Annotated in this window: 13 protein-coding genes; 4 read left to right on the top strand and 9 right to left on the bottom strand. The window is 31.7% G+C overall.

Annotated features, from left to right (window positions below; translation table 11 throughout):
• The 3 genes from LNQ81_RS14125 to LNQ81_RS14115 all read right to left on the bottom strand — a co-directional run bounded on the left by LNQ81_RS14125 (nt 1) and on the right by LNQ81_RS14115 (nt 8,782).
• On the bottom strand, nt 1–6,669 hold the full coding sequence (locus tag LNQ81_RS14125) for a beta strand repeat-containing protein (RefSeq protein WP_229947815.1): 6,669 nt from the start codon (nt 6,667–6,669) through the stop codon (nt 1–3).
• 379 nt (nt 6,670–7,048) lie between these two features.
• On the bottom strand, nt 7,049–8,155 hold the full coding sequence (locus LNQ81_RS14120; RefSeq protein WP_229947813.1) for a helix-turn-helix domain-containing protein: 1,107 nt from the start codon (nt 8,153–8,155) through the stop codon (nt 7,049–7,051).
• Between the two features lie 54 nt (nt 8,156–8,209).
• Nucleotides 8,210–8,782, bottom strand: coding sequence for a hypothetical protein (locus tag LNQ81_RS14115; protein WP_229947811.1), 573 nt, complete (start codon nt 8,780–8,782; stop codon nt 8,210–8,212).
• An 861-nt stretch (nt 8,783–9,643) separates the two neighbouring features.
• On the opposite strand from LNQ81_RS14115, the gene LNQ81_RS14110 reads away from it, so the two are divergent.
• Nucleotides 9,644–10,003 carry an alpha/beta fold hydrolase gene (locus LNQ81_RS14110; RefSeq protein WP_229947810.1) on the top strand — a complete coding sequence of 120 codons (360 nt, stop codon included), beginning with the start codon at nt 9,644–9,646 and terminating at the stop codon, nt 10,001–10,003.
• Between the two features lie 15 nt (nt 10,004–10,018).
• Nucleotides 10,019–10,729, top strand: coding sequence for an alpha/beta hydrolase (locus LNQ81_RS14105; RefSeq protein WP_336245921.1), 711 nt, complete (start codon nt 10,019–10,021; stop codon nt 10,727–10,729).
• A 181-nt stretch (nt 10,730–10,910) separates the two neighbouring features.
• Here the strand turns inward: LNQ81_RS14105 and LNQ81_RS14100 are convergent, their stop codons facing one another.
• Both LNQ81_RS14100 and LNQ81_RS14095 read right to left on the bottom strand, forming a co-directional pair.
• Complete coding sequence (locus tag LNQ81_RS14100; protein ID WP_229947806.1) at nt 10,911–12,707, bottom strand: WG repeat-containing protein; 1,797 nt, start codon at nt 12,705–12,707, stop codon at nt 10,911–10,913.
• On the bottom strand, nt 12,704–14,059 hold the full coding sequence (locus LNQ81_RS14095) for a hypothetical protein (protein ID WP_229947804.1): 1,356 nt from the start codon (nt 14,057–14,059) through the stop codon (nt 12,704–12,706). Before LNQ81_RS14095 ends, LNQ81_RS14100 begins: the two co-directional genes overlap by 4 nt.
• A 159-nt stretch (nt 14,060–14,218) precedes the next feature.
• Here LNQ81_RS14095 and LNQ81_RS14090 point away from each other — a divergent pair, with 159 nt between their 5' ends.
• Nucleotides 14,219–15,235 (top strand): PTS sugar transporter subunit IIC, encoded by a 1,017-nt coding sequence (locus LNQ81_RS14090; RefSeq protein ID WP_229947802.1) that lies wholly within the window; start codon nt 14,219–14,221, stop codon nt 15,233–15,235.
• Nucleotides 15,236–15,256: 21 nt separating this feature from the next.
• Here the strand turns inward: LNQ81_RS14090 and LNQ81_RS14085 are convergent, their stop codons facing one another.
• The 4 genes from LNQ81_RS14085 to LNQ81_RS14070 all read right to left on the bottom strand — a co-directional run bounded on the left by LNQ81_RS14085 (nt 15,257) and on the right by LNQ81_RS14070 (nt 20,913).
• Nucleotides 15,257–16,843 (bottom strand): serine hydrolase domain-containing protein, encoded by a 1,587-nt coding sequence (locus LNQ81_RS14085; protein ID WP_229947800.1) that lies wholly within the window; start codon nt 16,841–16,843, stop codon nt 15,257–15,259.
• Between the two features lie 354 nt (nt 16,844–17,197).
• Nucleotides 17,198–19,384 carry a glutamine synthetase III family protein gene (locus LNQ81_RS14080; protein WP_229947798.1) on the bottom strand — a complete coding sequence of 729 codons (2,187 nt, stop codon included), beginning with the start codon at nt 19,382–19,384 and terminating at the stop codon, nt 17,198–17,200.
• A gap of 210 nt (nt 19,385–19,594) precedes the next feature.
• A complete protein-coding gene (locus LNQ81_RS14075) occupies nt 19,595–20,200 on the bottom strand; it encodes a hypothetical protein (RefSeq protein WP_229947796.1) in 606 nt (201 codons plus the stop codon).
• Between the two features lie 68 nt (nt 20,201–20,268).
• Nucleotides 20,269–20,913, bottom strand: coding sequence for an HdeD family acid-resistance protein (locus LNQ81_RS14070; RefSeq protein ID WP_229947795.1), 645 nt, complete (start codon nt 20,911–20,913; stop codon nt 20,269–20,271).
• Nucleotides 20,914–21,032: 119 nt separating this feature from the next.
• On the opposite strand from LNQ81_RS14070, the gene LNQ81_RS14065 reads away from it, so the two are divergent.
• Nucleotides 21,033–22,124 (top strand): lipase family protein, encoded by a 1,092-nt coding sequence (locus LNQ81_RS14065; protein WP_229947793.1) that lies wholly within the window; start codon nt 21,033–21,035, stop codon nt 22,122–22,124.
• Nucleotides 22,125–22,384: the final 260 nt, after the last annotated feature.

The following is a 22,384-nucleotide window of genomic DNA, read 5'->3' as shown; positions in this document are numbered from 1 at the left end:
TTAATTATCTTCTTTTACTGAGAATACAATGTTTATAAAACTTCCACCATTAACATTTGCCGTCGAACTAACTTTATATGTCATAAGTCCCTCTGCAGTAATACTCTCAATTGTAAATACTCCTTCAGTTGCATATGTAATATGGAAACCTAATTCTGATACTGGTAATACAGGAAGCGGAGTTGCTCCTACGCTACTTTTAACTGGTGTTCCAAACTGACTTTGATAAATGCTATATAAATTAATACTTCCCGTACGAGTAGCATTATTATATGAAACCCCAGTCTGAGTTACTTGACTCTCAGCAGTAGGAACTAAAACTGAAGGCATATAGAAGAACTTAGGCATCGCAGCTTTTAAAGCTTTTATGATATCACCATTTTTGTCAATTGCTAGTAAATGTTGTGTTATACCATCTGTCTTACTTACAGCTTGAGTCTTTGTTTTATCTAAGCCTTTTAAAGCTAATGTATTATTAGCAACAGTAGTAATAACAGTTGCCTTAGTTAAGATTCCTCCAAGTTGAATATTATTATCTGTTTTTGTTAATCCGTTATCTGAAGTAATAACCTTACCTAAATCTGACTGATTTGACCACGTTGGAATACCTGATTCATTTGTAACCAACACTTGATTATTACCCGCTATAGCAATATCCTCAGGTTTTATCGTTCCATTTTTGATCTCCTTTGATGTGATTGACTCCTCTTTTACCCTTAAGCTAGTTTCTACCAGTACAGCATTAGTACCTCCAGTAACAACCTCAATGGTTGCTTCTAATCCATTGGCAGCAGTAAGATTCTTCTTATCTGTAATATCAGTAACGTCAACTTTAGGTATTCCTGGTTTCCATTGACCTAGTTTAGCATCATATACAAGAGCTTGTCCTTCACTGTCAGGTTTAACATTACTAACCTTAGTCCCTTGGATAGCCTCGACAACAGATGTGCTAGCAGTACCAGTTACGTCTCCACCTAGCGTAATCTCAGATGGATTTGATGCAATAGTATATGTTGTTTCTTTTCCATCAACTGACACAGTCTTGCTAACTGTTATACCAGTACCTTGCTCTACATAAGTATTCTTCTGTCCTTGTTGAACAGCAGTAGTTAAATCTAAAGGATTACTTGCTATGCCATTAACCATGGTAACCATATTATTATTAGCATCTAAAGTATTTTCAACTGAATTAATAATATTTGCTGTTTTAGCAACACCATTAACATCTGAAGTCATTAAATTTTTATCTGAAGTCAATGAGTTAGTTGTTGGTGAAATTACAGATTGATCTACCCAAGTAGTTTTTCCATCAGTACCAGTAATCATTACTTGACCTGCATTACCAGGTTTTATTTCTAGGTTAACATCTTTTAAAGTTGCTCCAACACCTCCATCATCTATAGTAATACTAGTTGAAAACATTGCCTTTGCTTCTGTAATATCTGTTACTTTGATTGCTTTATAACTTACTGAACCATCAGAATTAACTGTTGCTACTTTTCCTTGCTCTTCAGGTTTTGCACCCAATTTATCACTTGTTACTCCTTTATCTGCTATTTGAATACCAGCATCTGATAGTAACTTTGTTGTACCGTTAGTTCCACCTGTAAACTCAAGTCCGCCTGCTACTGATAAATCACCTTTATTAGCATCAATAGTGTTTTTAAGTTCTTCTAATGCGTCTTGTACATTAGTTGATGTAAATCCATTAGTTGTATTATTAAACGTAATGGCATTGGCGTTGGCGTCAATCTCACCAATTACATCTCCTTTTGAGTTTTTAAACTCATATTTGTTTGATGTTGTATTTAAGGCTACTGATACTTCTTTTGGATCAATTGTTACTCCAGTCTCACCTGCTTTAGGTTGACCATCTGCGCCGATTTGTTTTTCGTTATAATACGTAAACGTACCATCTGCGTTTGAAACTAGTAAAGTCACTGTTTCATTAGATTTCACTACTTCGTCTAGTGTTTTGTAAACTACATTTCCATCTTTATCTGCTACTCCTACACGGTCAGCATCTCCTGTTCCTGCGTTTAACTTCTCACTTGTTACTCCTTTATCTGCTATTTGAATACCAGCATCTGATAGTAACTTCGTTGTTCCATTTGTTCCACCTGTAAACTCAAGCCCTCCTGCTACTGATAAATCACCTTTATTAGTATCAATAGTGTTTTTAAGTTCTTCTAATGCGTCTTGTACATTAGTTGATGTAAATCCATTAGTTGTATTATTAAACGTAATTGCATTTGCATTGGCATCAATTTCTCCTATAACATCTCCTTTTGAGTTCTTAAACTCATATTTATTTGACGTTGTATTTAAAGCTACTGATACTTCTTTTGGATCAATCGTTACTCCTGTCTCTCCTGCTTTAGGTTGACCATCCGCGCCGATTTGTTTTTCGTTATAATACGTAAACGTACCATCTGCGTTTGGAACTAGTAGAGTCACTGTCTCATTAGACTTCACTACTTCGTCTAGTGTTTTGTAAACTACATTTCCGTCTTTATCTGCTACACCTACACGGTCAGCATCTCCTGTTCCTGCGTTTAACTTCTCACTTGTTACTCCTTTATCTGCTATTTGAATACCAGTATCTGATAGTAACTTTGTTGTACCGTTAGTTCCACCTGTAAACTCAAGTCCACCAGCTACTGATAAATCACCTGTTGTTCCTGCTACTTCTGTTATCTTTTGTAATAACTTTTCGATAGCTTCTTGAACATTTGTTACTCCTAGGTTTGTTGAATTATCGTTGTAAACAATTGCATTGGCATTTGCATCAATTTCTCCTATAACATCTCCTTTTGAGTTTTTAAACTCATATTTGTTTGACGTTGTATTTAAGGCTACTGATACTTCTTTTGGATCTATTGTTACTCCTGTCTCACCTGCTTTAGGTTGACCATCCGCGCCGATTTGTTTTTCGTTATAATAAGTAAACGTACCATCTGCGTTTGGAACTAGTAGAGTGACTGTCTCATTAGATTTCACTACTTCGTCTAGTGTTTTGTAAACTACATTTCCGTCTTTATCTGCTACTCCTACACGGTCAGCATCTCCTGTTCCTGCGTTTAACTTCTCACTTGTTACTCCTTTATCTGCTATTTGAATACCAGCATCTGATAGTAACTTTGTTGTACCGTTAGTTCCACCTGTAAACTCAAGCCCTCCTGCTACTGATAAATCACCTTTATTAGCATCAATAGTGTTTTTAAGTTCTTCTAATGCGTCTTGTACATTAGTTGATGTAAATCCATTAGTTGTATTATTAAACGTAATTGCATTGGCATTGGCATCAATTTCTCCTATTACATCTCCTTTTGAGTTTTTAAACTCATATTTGTTTGACGTTGTATTTAAAGCTACTGATACTTCTTTTGGATCAATCGTTACTCCAGTCTCTCCTGCTTTAGGTTGACCATCTGCACCGATTTGTTTTTCGTTATAATAAGTAAACGTACCATCTGCGTTTGGAACTAGTAGAGTGACTGTCTCATTAGATTTCACTACTTCGTCTAGTGTTTTGTAAACTACATTTCCATCTTTATCTGCTACTCCTACACGGTTAGCATCTCCTGTTCCTGCGTTTAACTTCTCACTTGTTACTCCTTTATCTGCTATTTGAATACCAGCATCTGATAGTAACTTTGTTGTACCGTTAGTTCCACCTGTAAACTCAAGCCCTCCTGCTACTGATAAATCACCTTTATTAGCATCAATAGTGTTTTTAAGTTCTTCTAATGCGTCTTGTACATTAGTTGATGTAAATCCATTAGTTGTATTATTAAACGTAATTGCATTGGCATTGGCATCAATTTCTCCTATAACATCACCTTTTGAGTTTTTAAACTCATATTTGTTTGACGTTGTATTTAAAGCTACTGATACTTCTTTTGGATCTATTGTTACTCCAGTCTCTCCTGCTTTTGGTTGACCATCCGCGCCAATTTGTTTTTCGTTATAATACGTAAACGTACCATCTGCGTTTGGAACTAGTAGAGTTACTGTCTCATTAGATTTCACTACTTCATCTAGTGTTTTGTAAACTACATTTCCATCTTTATCTGCTACACCTACACGATCAGCATCTCCTGTTCCTGCGTTTAACTTCTCACTTGTTACTCCTTTATCTGCTATTTGAATACCAGCATCTGATAGTAACTTTGTTGTACCGTTAGTTCCACCTGTAAACTCAAGCCCTCCTGCTACTGATAAATCACCTTTATTAGCATCAATAGTGTTTTTAAGTTCTTCTAATGCGTCTTGTACATTAGTTGATGTAAATCCATTAGTTGTATTATTAAACGTAATTGCATTGGCATTGGCATCAATTTCTCCTATAACATCACCTTTTGAGTTTTTAAACTCATATTTGTTTGACGTTGTATTTAAAGCTACTGATACTTCTTTTGGATCAATCGTTACTCCAGTCTCACCTGCTTTAGGTTGACCATCTGCACCGATTTGTTTTTCGTTATAATAAGTAAACGTACCATCTGCGTTTGGAACTAGTAGAGTGACTGTCTCATTAGATTTCACTACTTCGTCTAGTGTTTTGTAAACTACATTTCCATCTTTATCTGCTACTCCTACACGGTTAGCATCTCCTGTTCCTGCGTTTAACTTCTCACTTGTTACTCCTTTATCTGCTATTTGAATACCAGCATCTGATAGTAACTTTGTTGTACCGTTAGTTCCACCTGTAAACTCAAGCCCTCCTGCTACTGATAAATCACCTTTATTAGCATCAATAGTGTTTTTAAGTTCTTCTAATGCGTCTTGTACATTAGTTGATGTAAATCCATTAGTTGTATTATTAAACGTAATTGCATTGGCATTGGCATCAATTTCTCCTATAACATCACCTTTTGAGTTTTTAAACTCATATTTGTTTGACGTTGTATTTAAAGCTACTGATACTTCTTTTGGATCAATCGTTACTCCAGTCTCACCTGCTTTAGGTTGACCATCTGCACCGATTTGTTTTTCGTTATAATAAGTAAACGTACCATCTGCGTTTGGAACTAGTAGAGTGACTGTCTCATTAGATTTCACTACTTCGTCTAGTGTTTTGTAAACTACATTTCCATCTTTATCTGCTACTCCTACACGGTCAGCATCGCCTGTTCCTGCGTTTAACTTCTCACTCGTTACTCCTTTATCTGCTATTTGAATACCAGCATCTGATAGTAACTTCGTTGTACCGTTAGTTCCACCTGTAAACTCAAGTCCGCCTGCTACTGATAAATCACCTGTTGTTCCTGCTACTTCTATTATCTTTTGTAATAACTTTTCGATAGCTTCTTGAACATTTGTTACTCCTAAGTTTGTTGAATTATCGTTGTAGACAATTGCATTTGCATTGGCATCAATCTCACCAATTACATCTCCTTTTGAGTTTTTAAACTCATATTTGTTTGACGTTGTATTTAAAGCTACTGATACTTCTTTTGGATCTATTGTTACTCCTGTCTCTCCTGCTTTAGGTTGACCATCCGCGCCGATTTGTTTTTCGTTATAATAAGTAAACGTACCATCTGCGTTTGGAACTAGTAGAGTGACTGTCTCATTAGACTTAACAATAGTTGTAAATTTTGAATTATCAACATTTACCCATTCTTGTTTAGTTTCATTCCATTCTTGAAATATAACATCTCCATCTTTATTGTATACGATTTTTGTGAAACCACCTTTACTCTCTGTAATATACTTAATATAATCATTTATTGTAGTAAACGTTCTTCCATCAACTGTTACAGGTTGTTCAATTATTTTTTCAAAATGCTCTACAAATTCAGATGGTATATCAATAATAGTTTTAGTATTATTTTCACTTGTATATGTATAAGTACCATCCCCATTTTTCACTAAAGTAGTTACTGTTTCATTTGCAGTTACTATCTCTTTAATTGTAATTTCTTTAGTCTCCCCAGCTTTAGTTACATATGTAAACTTTGTTCCATCATAATAAACATTTCCACCAACATAAGTTCCTTCTAAAAAATTATTAATATGTTGCTGAACAGTTTGATCATTAATAATATCCTTAAATTTATTAATAACAGTTTGTTTAACTTGAATACGTACTCCTTTGTTTTTATCTATGTTGCCTTGACGATCGACAGCATTTTCATTATAATAGATATAATCTCCTGTTAAATCATCATATTCAATATGAGTTATTTTGTCAGTGATTTCTTGTTTAATAATGTTCCCATCCTTATTAATTACTTGGTAAAATTTATCCCCCTCATAGATAACATTTCCCTCTGTATTTCTAACAATATTTTTAATGATATTTTGAACTTTATCACCTTCCATATTGACAATTTCCTGAAAGTTATTTACGACAATACCAGGAATATCTTTATCTGCAGTTAAACGCACCCACTTATTAATATTCCAATAATAGTACCCAGGAGTAACATCTCCTTGAGACTTAGTTGCGAAAACCATTAAACTCTCAACATTTCCATTTGAAATAGTTGTTTTGTCTTTTGTATCCAATAAAGCTACATTAGGTATTAGCAATCCCCTATTAGCAGATTCAATTAACAACTCAGCAGATTTGTTAGGCTTAATAGTACCTATACCTACTTGTGCATTAACAGCGACACTTCCAAAAAGCAATGCTGCAACAGATAGTACTCTTTTTTTCATATTTCCTTTTTTTGATTTGAGATATTACATTGATATCTCGTTTTAAAAACATGGTCAAAACTACTATTACTCAAAGTTAATTGTGGTATATAAAAATCACCATACGTGACTATTAGATAATTGCATCAAATATTTAACATCAACTTGATAGCTATTCATTTGCAAAAATTCGTGCTTATAAATGCTTCTATTAAACAATACTGGCAGTTCTTAAACAAATGATATTACTATAAATAACTTTTGCTTTATTTATGAGAATTTTACGATATTTCACCTAAAACATCATTTTGAAACAACTATATCAGATTTTGAAACACAAAACAGATTGCAAAATGAGAAAAACACAAAGTAGATAAATATTTCCCTTGTACTATGTGAACTATTTTTTTAATAATTCTGATGGTGCGAATCCATAAATTCCAACAAAAGACCTATAAAAAGTAACTCTTGAATTAAAGCCTGATAACAATGCCCATTTTTCAATGCTTAAATCATCATTACTACTATCGTGTAAGTAAATAACAGCATACTCTATTCTTAAACGATTTACGTACTTGCTAAAATTAGATGCCTCACTACTTTTAAAATATGCCGTTAATCTTCCCCTTGAAATATCGGTTCTCTTTGATAGTTTTTGAAGTGTCAAATTTGGATCTAAAAAAAGCTTGTTATCTATAAGAACATCATTTAAAACAGAACTAATAACTAATAATTCCGTCTCATCAACTAACGAATCAGAAGTTGCTACATTAGTATTAATACTTAGCACTTCATTAACTAAAACTTCATGATCTACATCAATAATATCTGGTAGATCATACACAATTGAGTTCTTTAGCTCTAAAAACAAAAGATCTTCATTAGATTTAGTTATACAGAATTGTTTCTGGAAATATTTATTCAACAAATAAATTTGACTCACAACCACTAGTACAAGTGAACAGCCAACAAAACCTAATAATGGGTTAATATCAAAAATACCACTTCGAAAGTCTGGAATAATAAGAAGTGATTCAATCAAGAAGATTACTATAAAGATCACAACTATCTTCTCATTATAAATTCCTTTAGAAGTTTGAACAAAGAAATAATAGCAACTAACAAGATAAGTAAGTCCAATACTTCCACCTATCAAAGCGCTATAGCAATTGAAAGTTATAAGATCACTCTCTTCTTTATCTACATAAAATGAATATCCAATTATATAAACAAAAACCAACAGAATCATGACATATAATTGATAGAACAAAAACTTAGATTTATCAAATAATAAATAATACAATAATGGGCCATTAAACAAACTTAAAAGCACAGACATAAAGAGCAAGTCTGTAGAGGAAAAATAATTATACAAAACACCTAGTAGCAGGTTAATCGACATAAAGAAACTAACCTCAATGAACCTTCTATCATACTTATGATAAAAACCACTATTCTTTAGTAAGAAAAGTCCCACTAGCAGAATAAATAAAATAATAAAAAACATATAGATAAATTATAGTAACTAATCCTTTTAAGGCAAAATAGATTATAGACTACATCAAAAATCTTTAGCTGAACTTTCTTTTTTAAAGTAAAAAACAAGATAAATCAGAGTACTTACAGAAAATACTATAAAAGCGACAACCTCAATTAAGGAAATGAATTTAGAAATAAATAATTCAAAATAATTCAACCTAAATTTAAAAACAACACCCTGTAAAGCAACTAATATACTATTAAGAACAAGTAGAACAACAACCATATTAGTTAACTCTCTAAAGCCTATAAAATAATTTAACAAAGTAATTCTTAGTCCTATAAATAAACTAAAAACTATTGTAAAGAAAATATGTATTGAAAAGTTCAACCACTTTACAACATCATAAAATCCAACAAAGCAAATTATTAAATTCAGTATTATAAGCATCATTGTTTCATACTTAAGAAAGTAATCGTCTTGATTTACATATACGTTAAATAAGATGTACAATGAAATAAAAGGCAACATAACAAAACTAATATCACTAAATAACAGAAAATAGAAGGCTGTAGTAAATAGTAGCATAGAATAAATTAAATTCAAGTATTCCCAAGGTAACTTAACCTTTAAAAAAAGTATTTTTTCTCTCATCACATTATTTTAAAACAGCATTACAAAGTTTGTGATTTTAAAACAATTAATATTGTGATTATTCTCATTTAGTGAATCAATTAAGTTATATATACATCTATAATATTATAAAAACTCTTAAAATGAAGCTACTTAAATTCAAATAGTCTCCTTAAAGTAAAACTTCAAAAAAAAATGTAGTATAAATAATAAAAAACTATGCTAATAAATAAAAAATGTTAATTTTATTTTTTAACATACCCTACTCTATTCTACATGATTATGAATACTTTTTACAATAAATTGAAACATAGTCTTCTTCTTTATAGAAGTTAAAATAACATCCCTTAACTAAAAGAAAATAAATTATACTTTATAACTCAATTATCTTAAAAAGTTATAATTGTAATTAAACCTTTAGAATAAAATATTTTGAGATAACCCCACAAAATATTTAATCAAAATGGACTCTTCTTTGTTTCAAACATTGAATTATAGTACTTCCCTATATATGTAGCAACAATAAATTAAAATCATCATATTTATAAAAAAACAAAATAATACTCACCTAAAAAATGGCAAAAAAAGCACTTTAAACCCTAGAAAAAGAGAGAATAAAGATTCTTTAGAAACGTCAATAAACAGCTAAACCACACAGTACAGAGCCATTAGTTAATTTCAATAAAGTATAAAATTATTCCCAAAATTCACACATTTTATATCTTTAGTATATATCCATATTTTTAACAATATGAAATCTTAATCGGCGACTCCACAACTATAGAATACTGAACAAATCATATTGTTTATTACATTGCTTTTTAATATTTTCGGAATATAATTACTCCAACCATAAACAACAATACTATAAATCTACTAATCATGAAAAACAAACTCATTCTATTCTTTTTTTCTATGTTATACTTATCTGTACAAGCACAAATAGGCACTTCTTCAGATTCGATAGCACAAAGAGATTTGTTCTTAAACCTAAAATCCGAGTTTAAGGAATACGAAAAGAAACATGGTAATTACATTCAAACAAATAATGTAAATATGCATTATCTAGAATGGGGAGATAAAAAGAATCCTACACTTGTATGGATTCACGGAACTTATAGCAATGGATATGAATTGTACGAAATTATAGATCAATTGATAAACATGAATTTGCACATCATTGCCATTGATTATTACGGACATGGTTTTACTCCAATTTCTTCAAAAGACCTCTCAATATAACATGTTGCTGATGACATCAAATTTCTTTTAGACAGAATGAATATCAAAAAAGCAATTATCGGTGGTTGGTCAAGAGGTGGCACTATAAGTTCAGCATTTTATAATGCATACCCAGAAATGGTTCAAGCTCTTATTCTAGAAGACGGCGGTTCTGTTGCTTGGGACTTTCAGATGCAGTCAGCTAACATCGAAAAAGACATAGCAGAAACCAAGGAATATTATAGCAACAAGAAACCGATGGTTTTTGATAATGATTTTGATGCATATTGGTTTATATATAATAATTGGGGGATAAAAGGGAAAGAAAACACAAAACTAAAGAAAGATATTTTTACTTCTTATGCCAGAATAAAACAAAATACCTTTGGGAAATATGAAATAAACCCAGGTGCAGAAGTACTTACAGGTGAGAATTCTGCTAAAGAAAACATTGCAATTATTTATACTCCCTTTACTTCTGAAACGGCTTTCGGTGCCTCAACACATCAATTAAATCCTAAAATTATTTATCGAAATATAAACAAACCTATACTCATTTTTGATCCTGTTAGTAAATATGATTGGTTTGATTTTGAAGAAGAGAATAATAAACTTGCCAATGAACACAAACCTTTTATTATTCATAAGGTATATGAAAAAACAGGGCATGGCGTAAAAGATGAACATCCAGAAAAAGTAGTTAATGACATTAAAACATTCTTATTAAAGAATAAATTAATTAAGTAAGATTTCACTTTATAATTTCCCTGATAATGTTGAATTAGGGAAATTATAAAGACATTAGTTTTAGTTATATCCAAAATCACCTAACCAATAATACTTTATCACTATAAGCTTATGCCTACTTTAGGCTTATTTTATATGATTTATTTAGATTTATCTGTTTATCAGTGGTTGTAACATTAAATTACTTTTCTTTTTCTCCTTTATGATTATAGGTACCATCACTTAACCCCAGTGTTCTTTTTCCAAAGTTAGTTGATTGACTATAATTCTTATTTACAAACTTAGACTTCTTTTCATTCTTCAGGTTGATTAACCCTAAGGCTCCATCTAAATATACAGGGGCAATACCATAAGAAAAAGGCCCATTAACACCATCATACATAAACGGAATAACAATTTTATTCTTTATATCAACGAATCCCCATTTGTCATTCTGTTTTACAGCAAATAACAAATCTGTTGGCAGCAAATCTGTCTTATCATTAAAGGCGTTTACATCGTCATATTGAATAGGTATAATGATCTCCCCTTCTATATTCATAAAGCCGTATTTATTATTCTTCTCTACTATGAAATATCCCTTATCAGCAACAGAAACCTTATCTACATTGGTGATTTTTTTGGGTACTAGTGTACTACTATTTAGGAGATAATATGAATTATTCGACTTTATTAAGGCATAGTTATACTTATCATTTACCTCATAACCATCCACCTTCATAATCTTCTTATTCGTCGGATCTACTAACTCCTCAGGTGATTCATCATCTTCCTGTATGATCACATAGTTGTTTAAGACATTAGTTAACTTATAGTACAGCAGTGGTTGCATCTGTAGATTGTCATTTAAATTAAAATATTGTAATCGTGTTTCAAAGTAAGTGTTATTAACAGTATGATATTTCTCCCCAAACTCCTTTAATAGCTTCAGATCCTTGTTATATATCAGTGTTTTATTGTCTTTATAGTCAATAAAACGAGATTTAGGCTCTTGATTAGTCAATGTCTTAGTGATGTATTTCTTATAAGTTTCGCTTCTCTTATAAAGAATAACTTTATCAATAGGCTCTCCAAACCCATAGCTCATATAATAAACATTTTTTGATGTATTAAACTCAGTCGATAATTGTGTTTCTAAATCAGTAAGCTTAGCTCCTATGACCTTTTTAAATTGGGAGTGCTCCATAGATAGATTAGATTCAGAAAAACTTAATATATCTCCGATTCGCTTAATACAGGTCTCTGTAAACTTATTAAACTGATCTGGATGCATCGCAGATTGCTGAAAACTATAACTCTTCACACGTCTTTTATCCTTTAGAATACCATGTATCTCATCAAAATCTATTTCATTAGATAAAACTTTCAGCAATACTCCTTTATCAGATACTTCCACCACCTCTATATCTACTCCATCGTAAGTCTTTTTTTGATGAACTACAGCAGGAAGTATGATACTATCAAGTTTTTGTATAGTCGAGAACGCAATCTCTACATCTATTTTATCTACAGCCTTAGCCAGGTTAAGCTCAGTAGTAAAGTGTGTATTGACATTCTTCCATACTTTCATATCTTGGGTTGTACCATCGTGATAATATACCTTTTTTACATAGATAGGTACCTTAATATCCTCTAGAGAACTATAAACAGCATGGTCTTTAATCAACTGTACCGCAACAAGAGAATCCGCTATAAAATCTGTAAAACAAAAATTAGCTTGTGCTAACCGCTCTATATTCGCATCATATTCTTGTTGATTAAACGTTATCTTTAGAGGGGCTACTTCTGATGGTTTACTTGGTTTAAATTTGTTTTCACTAAATAAATTCACAAACCCTTTGAGTCCTTTTAAATCACTTTTAAGTAAATCTACATACTCTTGATTTGTAGCAGCGGCATTGTACTTTTTTAAATCAACTTGTGCAAAAGCAATTTGAGTGATTAATAATAATACAAGTGTATTTAGATATGTTTTCATCGGATGATTTTTAATTCGTTTGTATTTTTATCTATGTAGAAAATAAAAGAAATATTATCTAAGTAACTCCTACCTACTGTTTTTAGATAGGACGTCTTATCTATCGCTTCTAAGTAAGCTAACTGCCCATTACTACTGATATGAAGTTTAGTTTCTTTGGCTGTCACTACTTTTAAGGAGTTCTCAAGCATATATTCTAACTCATCAAAATCATGATATGATTTCTGCTCAGTACTGTTGTAGTTATAAGTATATTTCTCTAGGTAAGAATTATACAACAGTTGGGTTATTTGTTTGATATCTTTACTCAAGATCAAAGCAGCATAATCTGTATAGAATTGTCTGATTCGCTCTTCAACTTTCTTTTCTTTGTGCAAATCTTTACCATTAGACCACCCAGTTAATTTATAATCTACAGGTATTTCTAGTTGGTGATTAAATCGGATATCCTTTTTTGTATAATCATTTGTACCTGGGTAAGATGAGTATCTCGTTCTTCCATTATCTACTATTGTATCAGTAACATAAGCCTCATTATTAAACAAATTAATCTTCTTTATAAGATCTCCTTTAGCATTTACGTACTCAACACCGATCTTAGCATAAGAATTTTTAGGAATCTTAGGCATAATATTACCTTTATCATCAATACCTGGAGTTAAGACAAAAGACAAGTTAATAGGTGTCTCTGGATTAAGAATATACTTATTAAGTATCACCGTTTCATAACTCGAATATTTATCCTCTTTTTTTTTACCTAATATAGGAATACCATCTAATAGGACAGTCGGCACAACATTATAACATTCTACTTTTAGTTTGCACGTTAAGCCATCTTTATTAATCTTTAATTCTTCTGACAAATTCGCAATAGGGTTATCAACTACTTTGGCAAACTTTATTTCCATCCTTCCTTTTGTATTCTCATCTATTGCTGCTTTGGTTTTTGCTCGCACTTTAAACTCCAAAGTAAAATCACGTGTAGCAACATTATAAAACATCTCAGAATAATCATTCTCAATGGTTAAATTATTTGGATATGTTTTTTCTAAATAAGCAACTATCTGACTGGTAGAATTCTTAACTGAGGTATCATTAGAACACATAAAATTATCCTCATAAAAGTAAACGTCCACCACAGGTACATTATTCCACAGCCCTTTGTCATTAGATTTAAAGTAGCTATTATTATGATCAAACGAATTTGCTTCATAGAGCTTTTTATAACTTTCTAATGAAGTAAGCTTATCTAATACAGTGGGTGACTGAGCCATTATATCAGAAGTAAAGAACATGACAAGTATTAAAACTAGAGATTTAATAGCTTTAATGAAGGTATAATAAGTGTTCATTTATAAATTTTGTTAATGAATATACTAATTTAAGAAATATATTATCATTTTAAAAACAGTTCATTTATACTATAATTATTGATAATTTCGCATACGTTATAATCATCATTTGATTTGCATTACAAGAAACTTATTACCTTCTATTAAACCTAACAATTAATGAAACAATTTCTTCTAAGGAAAGATATACAGATATCAAGTAAGCGATACTTTATTGATGCTATGGGAGCTATGGCCTATGGATTATTTGCAACTTTATTAGTCGGAACCATCCTAAAAACAATAGGAGAAGAATGTAACATTCCCTTTTTAAAAGAAGTCGTTTGGCCTTTTGCTAATCAAGCTACAGGTCCAGTAATAGCACTTGCTATCGCTTATAGTCTAAGAGCGCCACAGTTAGTCTTATTCTCTTCTGCAGCCGTAGGAGTAGCGGCTTATCAATTAGGAGGTCCGTTAGGTGTCTTTATGGCTACCATTATTGCAGTTGAAATCGGAAAAGCGGTAGCAGGTGAGACAAGAATAGATATTGTGATTACTCCAATAGTCACTGTTTTAACTGGTGTAGCTTTAGCGCAATGGATAGGTCCTAGTGTTAATCAACTTATGCAATGGATAGGTCAGATTATCATACTTGCCACAGAATCTAGTCCCCTAATTATGGGGATAGTTATAGCAGTAGTAGTTGGCATGGTCTTGACATTACCTATTTCCTCAGCAGCTTTGTGTTTGATGTTACAATTGGACGGTTTGGCTGCAGGTGCGGCTACCATAGGATGTTGTGCTCAAATGATTGGTTTTGCCACCATCAGTTATAAAGATAATGGTATAAAAGGAGTATTGGCACAAGGTATAGGAACAAGTATGTTACAAGTACCTAATATTTATAAGAACTGGAAAATATGGATTCCGCCAACATTAGCATCTGCGATACTTGGCCCAATAGCAATCTTATTTTTTGACATGCAAAACACCGCATTAGAATCTGGGATGGGAAGTTGTGGACTTGTCGGTCAAATAGGAACATTTAATGCTATGAAAGAAACTTACTCTACTTCCTATATTATATGGGCTATATTATGCCTTCAAATTATATTACCTATGATTTTATCTTACCTAATCTACTTTATTATGAAGAAGAAACAGTGGATAAAAGACGGAGATATGAAATTATTTTAATCACAAACTTCGTTATACCTATTATAGTTTTTTATTCTTTTCTAATACTGCTTTTGCATTTTTATTTTTTGGATCAAGTTCAAGAGACTTTTGATAATTAAGTAATGCTTTTTTCTTATTATTAGACAAAAAATAAGCCTCTCCTAAACTATCATATAGATTAGCATTATTCTGATCCTCTGAAATGGCTAATTCAAATATTTCAATTGCTCTGTCTATTTGATTACTATTAATAAGCTCATATCCTAAATTGTTTAAATAAAAGGATCCAGATAGATAATGCGTTTCATCTAGTTTTAATTCCTTATACTTTACAGCTGCAAGTTTAAAATCACTTAGAAAATCCTTTGTTAACAAGGACACTAAGTTGATTTTAGGGTACATGATTAACTCTGTCTCAATCTTATTATATAAATGACTCCAATCATTTTGGGCTTCCTCTGAATTGTTATTCATAATTAAAATCATCCCATACTTAGAATCTGGACAAATCAATATACCGCTCTGAACGCCATTAGACGTTCCTGTTTTTCCATAATAAGCTCCTTCTTTCTGACCATATCCTACATCCCATAAGTATCCTTTATCATCACCATCTTGTAGGTCTTTAAACAATAAGCGTGTAGATTCTTTAATTAATGGATTATTACTCTCTAGCTGAAATTGCATAAACTTAGTCAAATCAGGTAATGTACTAATCATCCCATGAGAGCCTCCTAATAAAGGATTTTTAAGTAAAGGAGCAATATTGTTATTTTCATCAAAACTTATCGCTAATTGGCTTTTATACCTTTCATATTCATATAAGTAGGTATGCTGTAAATCTGTTTCTGATAAAAAATATTGTAACAATTCTTTATACGACTTGTGATATACCTGTTCTAAAATATATGCCATTAACTCAGGTCCTACTGAATTATATTCATACACCGTTCCTGGTTTTTTATCTAATTCTACTGTTTTTAACTCCTCTAATAGATCAGTCATAGCATAGTCAAAAGCTCTATTTTCATAATACCCTTCTCTTACTTTTTGATATACTTGTTCTAATTCTTTAGGAGCTTTATTCTTAAGTCCTAAAGTATGAGTAAGTAGATCTTTAATCGTAATAGGAGTTCCTTTAAACTGTAGGTTAGAGTACTCATCTTTTAGATATACTCTAACATCATCTTCTAACTTTATCTTCTGTTCTAAAACTGCCTTAGCGGCGAGAGAACCAACAAATGTTTTTGAAATTGAAGCAATTTCAAAAAGCGTATTATCGCTTGCTTTTTGTTTTCCTTGTTTATCTAACTCACCATAATATTGCTGATAAGTCTCTCCATCTCTATAAATAGTAATTGCTAACGAATTTATATTACCTTTTTTCAATGTACTTTGAGCATATTGATCAATAACCTGACTCAATTCTTTAAATAGCTTACTTACGTCTTGTTTATCTATATTTAAATCTTTTGGATTAACTTTCTCATTGATTGTATTCAGAGTCAATACTTCTGTGTAATGACAATGCTCTAATATACTTTTATTAGTTGGTAATATCATATGTGCATACCCTGTCAAAGGAATAGCTACAAATGCTAATAGTATCTTTTTTTTTAGTGTCATTTTTCTAACTGTTAATTAAAAGCACTCTTTTATAGAATTTCATAGAGATAGAATCTTAGAACAACTAACTTTAATCCATTCAACTAATTTCAAAAATAGAATTTTTTTTAATAAACGAGTCTTTTTTTTAAAGTATTATGATTTGCGAGTCTTCCATACAGAAAATAACACTAGGTGATAAAGTTACTTAAGTGATTATATACCATTCTAAAACCGAGTTTGCATTAACCAAATAATACACCTCTATAAGTAAATTAAGTCTTTACCTAAATGACAAAAAAGAAACTAATAAGTACAAAAAAAGTGATCTTACTTTGCAGCAAGATCACTTTAAAATTACTTTATCACTCTATCTTAGTTTGTAAACAATAATTCTCTGTACTTAGTCAATGTCCAAAGTTCGTTATCTACCATTATTTCTAATTTATCACTATGGTAACGGATAACATCAAAATAAGGTTTCACTTTATCACAATAAGCGTGCGCTTGTTGTTCAACATCTTCGATATTATTTGCGTTTTTACGCTCATTAGTCATCTCAGTTACCTTCACATTGATTTGCTCAATGTGATGAGAGATCTTCTTAATCATTTGTAATTGCTCAGCTGCAATTGTCGCAAACTCTTCATTGCCAAATATCTCTTTAAGACCTTTAACGTTGTCGATTACTAAGTTTTGGTATCTTATAGCTGTTGGTATTACGTGGTTTCTAGCGATATCACCTAATACACGTCCCTCTATTTGAATACGCTTAACATACTCTTCTAATTCAATCTCGTATCTAGCGTGAATCTCAACACTTGACATTACTGCCATCTCTTCAAATGTAGCAATAGCCTTAGGATCAATCTTAGCTTTTAAAGCAGATGGAGTTGTTTTGTTATTACTTAATCCACGTTTAGCAGCTTCTTTTTCCCATTCATCTCCATATCCATCTCCTTCAAAAAGGATTCTTTCACTGTCTTTAATATATTCTCTTAATACATTAAAAATCGCTTCATCTCTTTTTAATCCGTCGTTCTCAACTAGTGCATCTACTTCGTTTTTGAAGTCTTTTAATTGTTTTGCTACGATCGTATTTAATACAGTCATCGGTCCAGCACAGTTAGCTGTAGATCCTACTGCTCTAAATTCCCATTTATTACCTGTAAAAGCGAATGGAGAAGTTCTATTTCTATCTGTGTTATCTAATAATACATCTGGAATCTTCCCTACTACATTTAACTTAAGATCTGTCTTCTCTTCTGGAGAAAGCTTACCGTCTGTAACTTCTTTAAGTTCATTCAGCACTTTAGTCAATTGTTGTCCAATGAACACAGACATAATAGCTGGTGGTGCTTCATTCGCTCCTAGACGGTGATCATTACTAGCAGAGGCAATAGCAGATCTTAGTAATTCTTCGTTATCATTAACAGCCTTAATCGTATTGATAAAGAACGTTAAGAACTGCATATTACTCTTAGGTGTTTTACTAGGACTAAGCAAGTTAACTCCAGTATCAGTCGCTAATGACCAGTTATTGTGTTTTCCAGAACCATTAACTCCTTTAAATGGCTTCTCGTGGAATAATACCTTAAAGTTATGCTTCTCAGCTACCTTCTTCATAACATCCATTAATAGAGAGTTATGATCTACAGCTAAGTTTGCCTCTTCAAAGATAGGTGCTAACTCAAATTGATTAGGTGCTACCTCATTATGTCTAGTCTTCACTGGGATACCTAATAAGATACAGTGATTCTCTAGATCGTGCATATAGTTTAATACTCTAGTTGGGATAGAACCGAAATAGTGATCATCTAACTGCTGACCTTTAGCAGCTGTATGTCCTAATAACGTTCTTCCAGTAGTAAGGATATCAGGTCTAGAAGCAGCTAATGCGCTATCTACCAAGAAATATTCTTGCTCCCATCCTAAAGTAACAGTTACTTTCTTTACATTTTTATCAAAGAATTTAGCCACTTCAGTTGCAGCATCATCTATAGCATTAATAGCCTTTAATAAAGGAGTCTTATTATCTAAAGCTTCTCCTGTATAAGAGATAAATACAGTAGGAATACACAAAGTAGAACCGAAGATAAATGCTGGTGATGTAGGATCCCAAGCTGTATATCCTCTAGCTTCAAATGTATTTCTGATTCCACCATTAGGGAAACTAGAAGCATCTGATTCTTGTTGTACTAATTGACTTCCATTGAATTTCTCAACTGGATCTCCATCAAAAGATGTTTCAAAGAAAGCATCGTGTTTCTCAGCAGTTGTACCTGTTAGCGGTTGGAACCAGTGTGTATAGTGACTAACCCCTTTTGACAATGCCCATTCTTTCATTCCCAATGCAATGTACTCGGCTAACTTACGATCAATCTTAATTCCCAGTTGCGCATTCTTCACTGCCTGATAAGCCTCAGGAGTAAGAAACTGTCGCATTGACTTGTCATTAAATACGTGATCACCGAAGATCAATGATTTTCTACCCAGTTCTTCTACCTTTACAGCTTCTCTAGAGGCTGCTTTCTCAATTGCTCGAAAACGAAATGTTGACATAATTAATAGTTTTAAGAGGTCACCCCCTGTTTTATGAGTACAAATTTAAATAAAAGTGATTAAAAACAATGCATACCCCCTATATTTTTTGCATATTATTTTAAAAACAATACAAAAAGTATCCATACCCCTCTACACATTACCCCTAAGCCAATAAAAAAGGGTAGAAACTTGCGCTCCTACCCCTTGTTCTATATTATCAATATACTACTAGTAATTCTTAACTACTTTCACATCTTCTAGGTTATATTTACGTACAGCCTCTTCATATGATAGTGTAGTATTACCACTTTTCTTAGTATCATTATTAGTTTTAACAGATTTTGTACTAACTACAGGATCATTACCAGGTATATACACTAATCTAAAGATCATATTTTTAAGAAAACCTGGATGATCTTTTCCGTCTCCATTAAAGTTTCCTAATGCAGCATTTGCTTTAGCATCAATCTCTACATCATAACGTGAAAATGTATAACTGTATTCTAACTCTTTTTCTATTTTAACTTCCCCTTCTTTTACATCTACAAAGAAACGTTTAGGTAATGGAGCCCAAATAGGTAAACCATCTTTAGTATTTCCATCCATTACAAAAACCAACACTACATCCCCATCATATACTTTTACTTTAGGGTTATTCTTATGTGTATAGGTTTGGCTAAAGCTATTTAGATTCGTATCAAAAGAAACTCTTATATCTTCAACAAAAGGATACATTGTTTGCCCTGGAGGTCCTTGTGGACCAGTAGATCCCTCACATCCAGCTATTAAAAGTGAACTAGCTACAAAAGCGAATAACATTGCAATTTTTTTCATAATCATTTTATTTAGTTCTGTGCAAAGTATAAAATATTTTCTACTTAAAATTTATTTTAAGAAAACATTTAGTCTTCGTCATGTAGCTTTTTACGCACCTCTTCTTTTACTTGCTCATAACGATCTAGTAAGTCTTGATCTACTTTTCCTTCGTACTTTTTGATTCTTCTTAAAAAGAATCCAAACAATGTACTATATACTCCTAATAATATAAATGAAAATGCTGTCCAATATACTATTGTGAAAGCTCCAAACTCTAAATTCCACAACATACAGAATGAAAACACTAGTCCTAAAAGTGCAAATACAAATAAACTAGTCCATGATCTAACACCGTAATTCTTCAAATCAAATGCTGTTCCCATACCACGGATTGATCTAAACATTAGTCCAAAACCTACATATATTGGTAATACAACAGCTGAAAGCGTAGGTGTACCTATTAATATAGTACCTAATACGATATCAATAATTCCCGAAAACAAAAGCCATCCCCACCCATCTAGTTGATCGTGATTTGAGAAGGCAAATATGATTTCAAAAACACCTGATATCAAGAACATATAACTAAATATTAATGTCAATGAAGCATAAGCAGTTACAGGAGTTGTGAACATATATATCCCTCCAATAATAAATAAGACACCTACAATAACTGGTATATACCAATTCTTAACTCTACTCTTAACTGTCTTTACAAAAGAATTACCCATATTTCTATTTTTAAAGTTTATATCTAATTTATAACTTTTAAATCTTATTAAAAAATTTAAAAGATTAACTTTGAAATACATTATACTTTGCTAAAGTTTCAAAAATACATATATCACCTATGATTAAAAGAATCTTTCTACTTCTACTGTGTTCTAATGCTATCGGATACGCACAGTCTACTCTAAAACCAATTGCAGATAAAACTGAAATTTACAATAGTTTACAGTTAGCCTCAGATATACAAAAAGCTTATCCTGTAGACTCTCTTTATTCTTTAACGCACTACAAGAGTCTTTATAAATCACCAGAAGTGGGACTTACTAATATGTGGGGATTATATCTTAATGATAAGAATAATGTTTACGAAATAGTAATTAGAGGATCTGTAAATAAAGGAGTCAGCTGGCTAGCTAACTATTATGCTGCAATGATACCTTCATCAGGAGAGATACAATTAGATAATCAAACCAAAAGGAAATATAACCTATCTCCAGATACTAGAGCTTCTGTACATGCTGGTTGGACTATAGCATCGCTGTATCTAATGGAAGATATTCAGCCTAAACTAGATAGCTTAATAAAGCTTAATAAAAAAGAGTTTATAATATCAGGACATAGTCAAGGAGCAGCTATAGCCTATTTAATTACAGCTAATCTTATAAACCAACAAATAAATGGCAAAATTCCAGCCGATATACAATTTAAAACCTATGCAATAGCTCCACCTAAACCAGGGAATCTATACTTTAGTTATCAATATGAAAAGTTAGCTAACAATTGGAGTTACTCTGTTATTAATATACAAGATTGGGTACCGGAACTCCCTCCTACCACACAAACCTTTAGAGACTTTAATGAAATAAGCCCACTGGCAGATCACCAAGTTAAAAAAGCATTGAATAAAGTCCCATGGCCTAAAAGAATATTTGCAAAGAACATCCTTAATTCTATTAAGAATCCAACAGAAAAGAGTGTGAAAAAATACAATAAATATTTAGGATCATTTGTTTTTGAATTTATCCAAAAACAACTTCCAGAACTTAAAGAACCAATCTATAGTCTTAATAGTAATTATGCTAGATGTAGTAATCCGATTATACTTGATGGATTACACGATAAGAAGTATCAAGAACAATTTCATAAGCCCGAGAATATAATGACCCATCATTTACCTCCTGCATACCTATATCTACTTGAAAAAAACAAATAAAAAAAGAGACTCTAAAATTAGAGTCTCTTTTTTGAAATAAAACAATCTTTCAATTGTTATAGTTATTATAGTTTGGTTAGGGTTCGATATTTGATAGTTTACTTGGTTTAGTTAATAAATACAAATCCTTTCAGTAGTAAACGCATTACAATATACAGAAGTTTTCTATTAAGACAAATAATTAAGTTATTTTAATTACTTAAACACTTTATATGTTAAATTTTACCTCAAAAACTAAATCATAAAATAGTTTACATATA

Origin of the sequence: Myroides oncorhynchi, assembly GCF_020905415.1 — a bacterium.
Classification (GTDB): Bacteria; Bacteroidota; Bacteroidia; order Flavobacteriales; family Flavobacteriaceae; genus Flavobacterium; species Flavobacterium oncorhynchi_A.
Note: the sequence above shows the minus strand (reverse complement) of the source record. Positions and strands in the feature narration are given on the sequence as shown.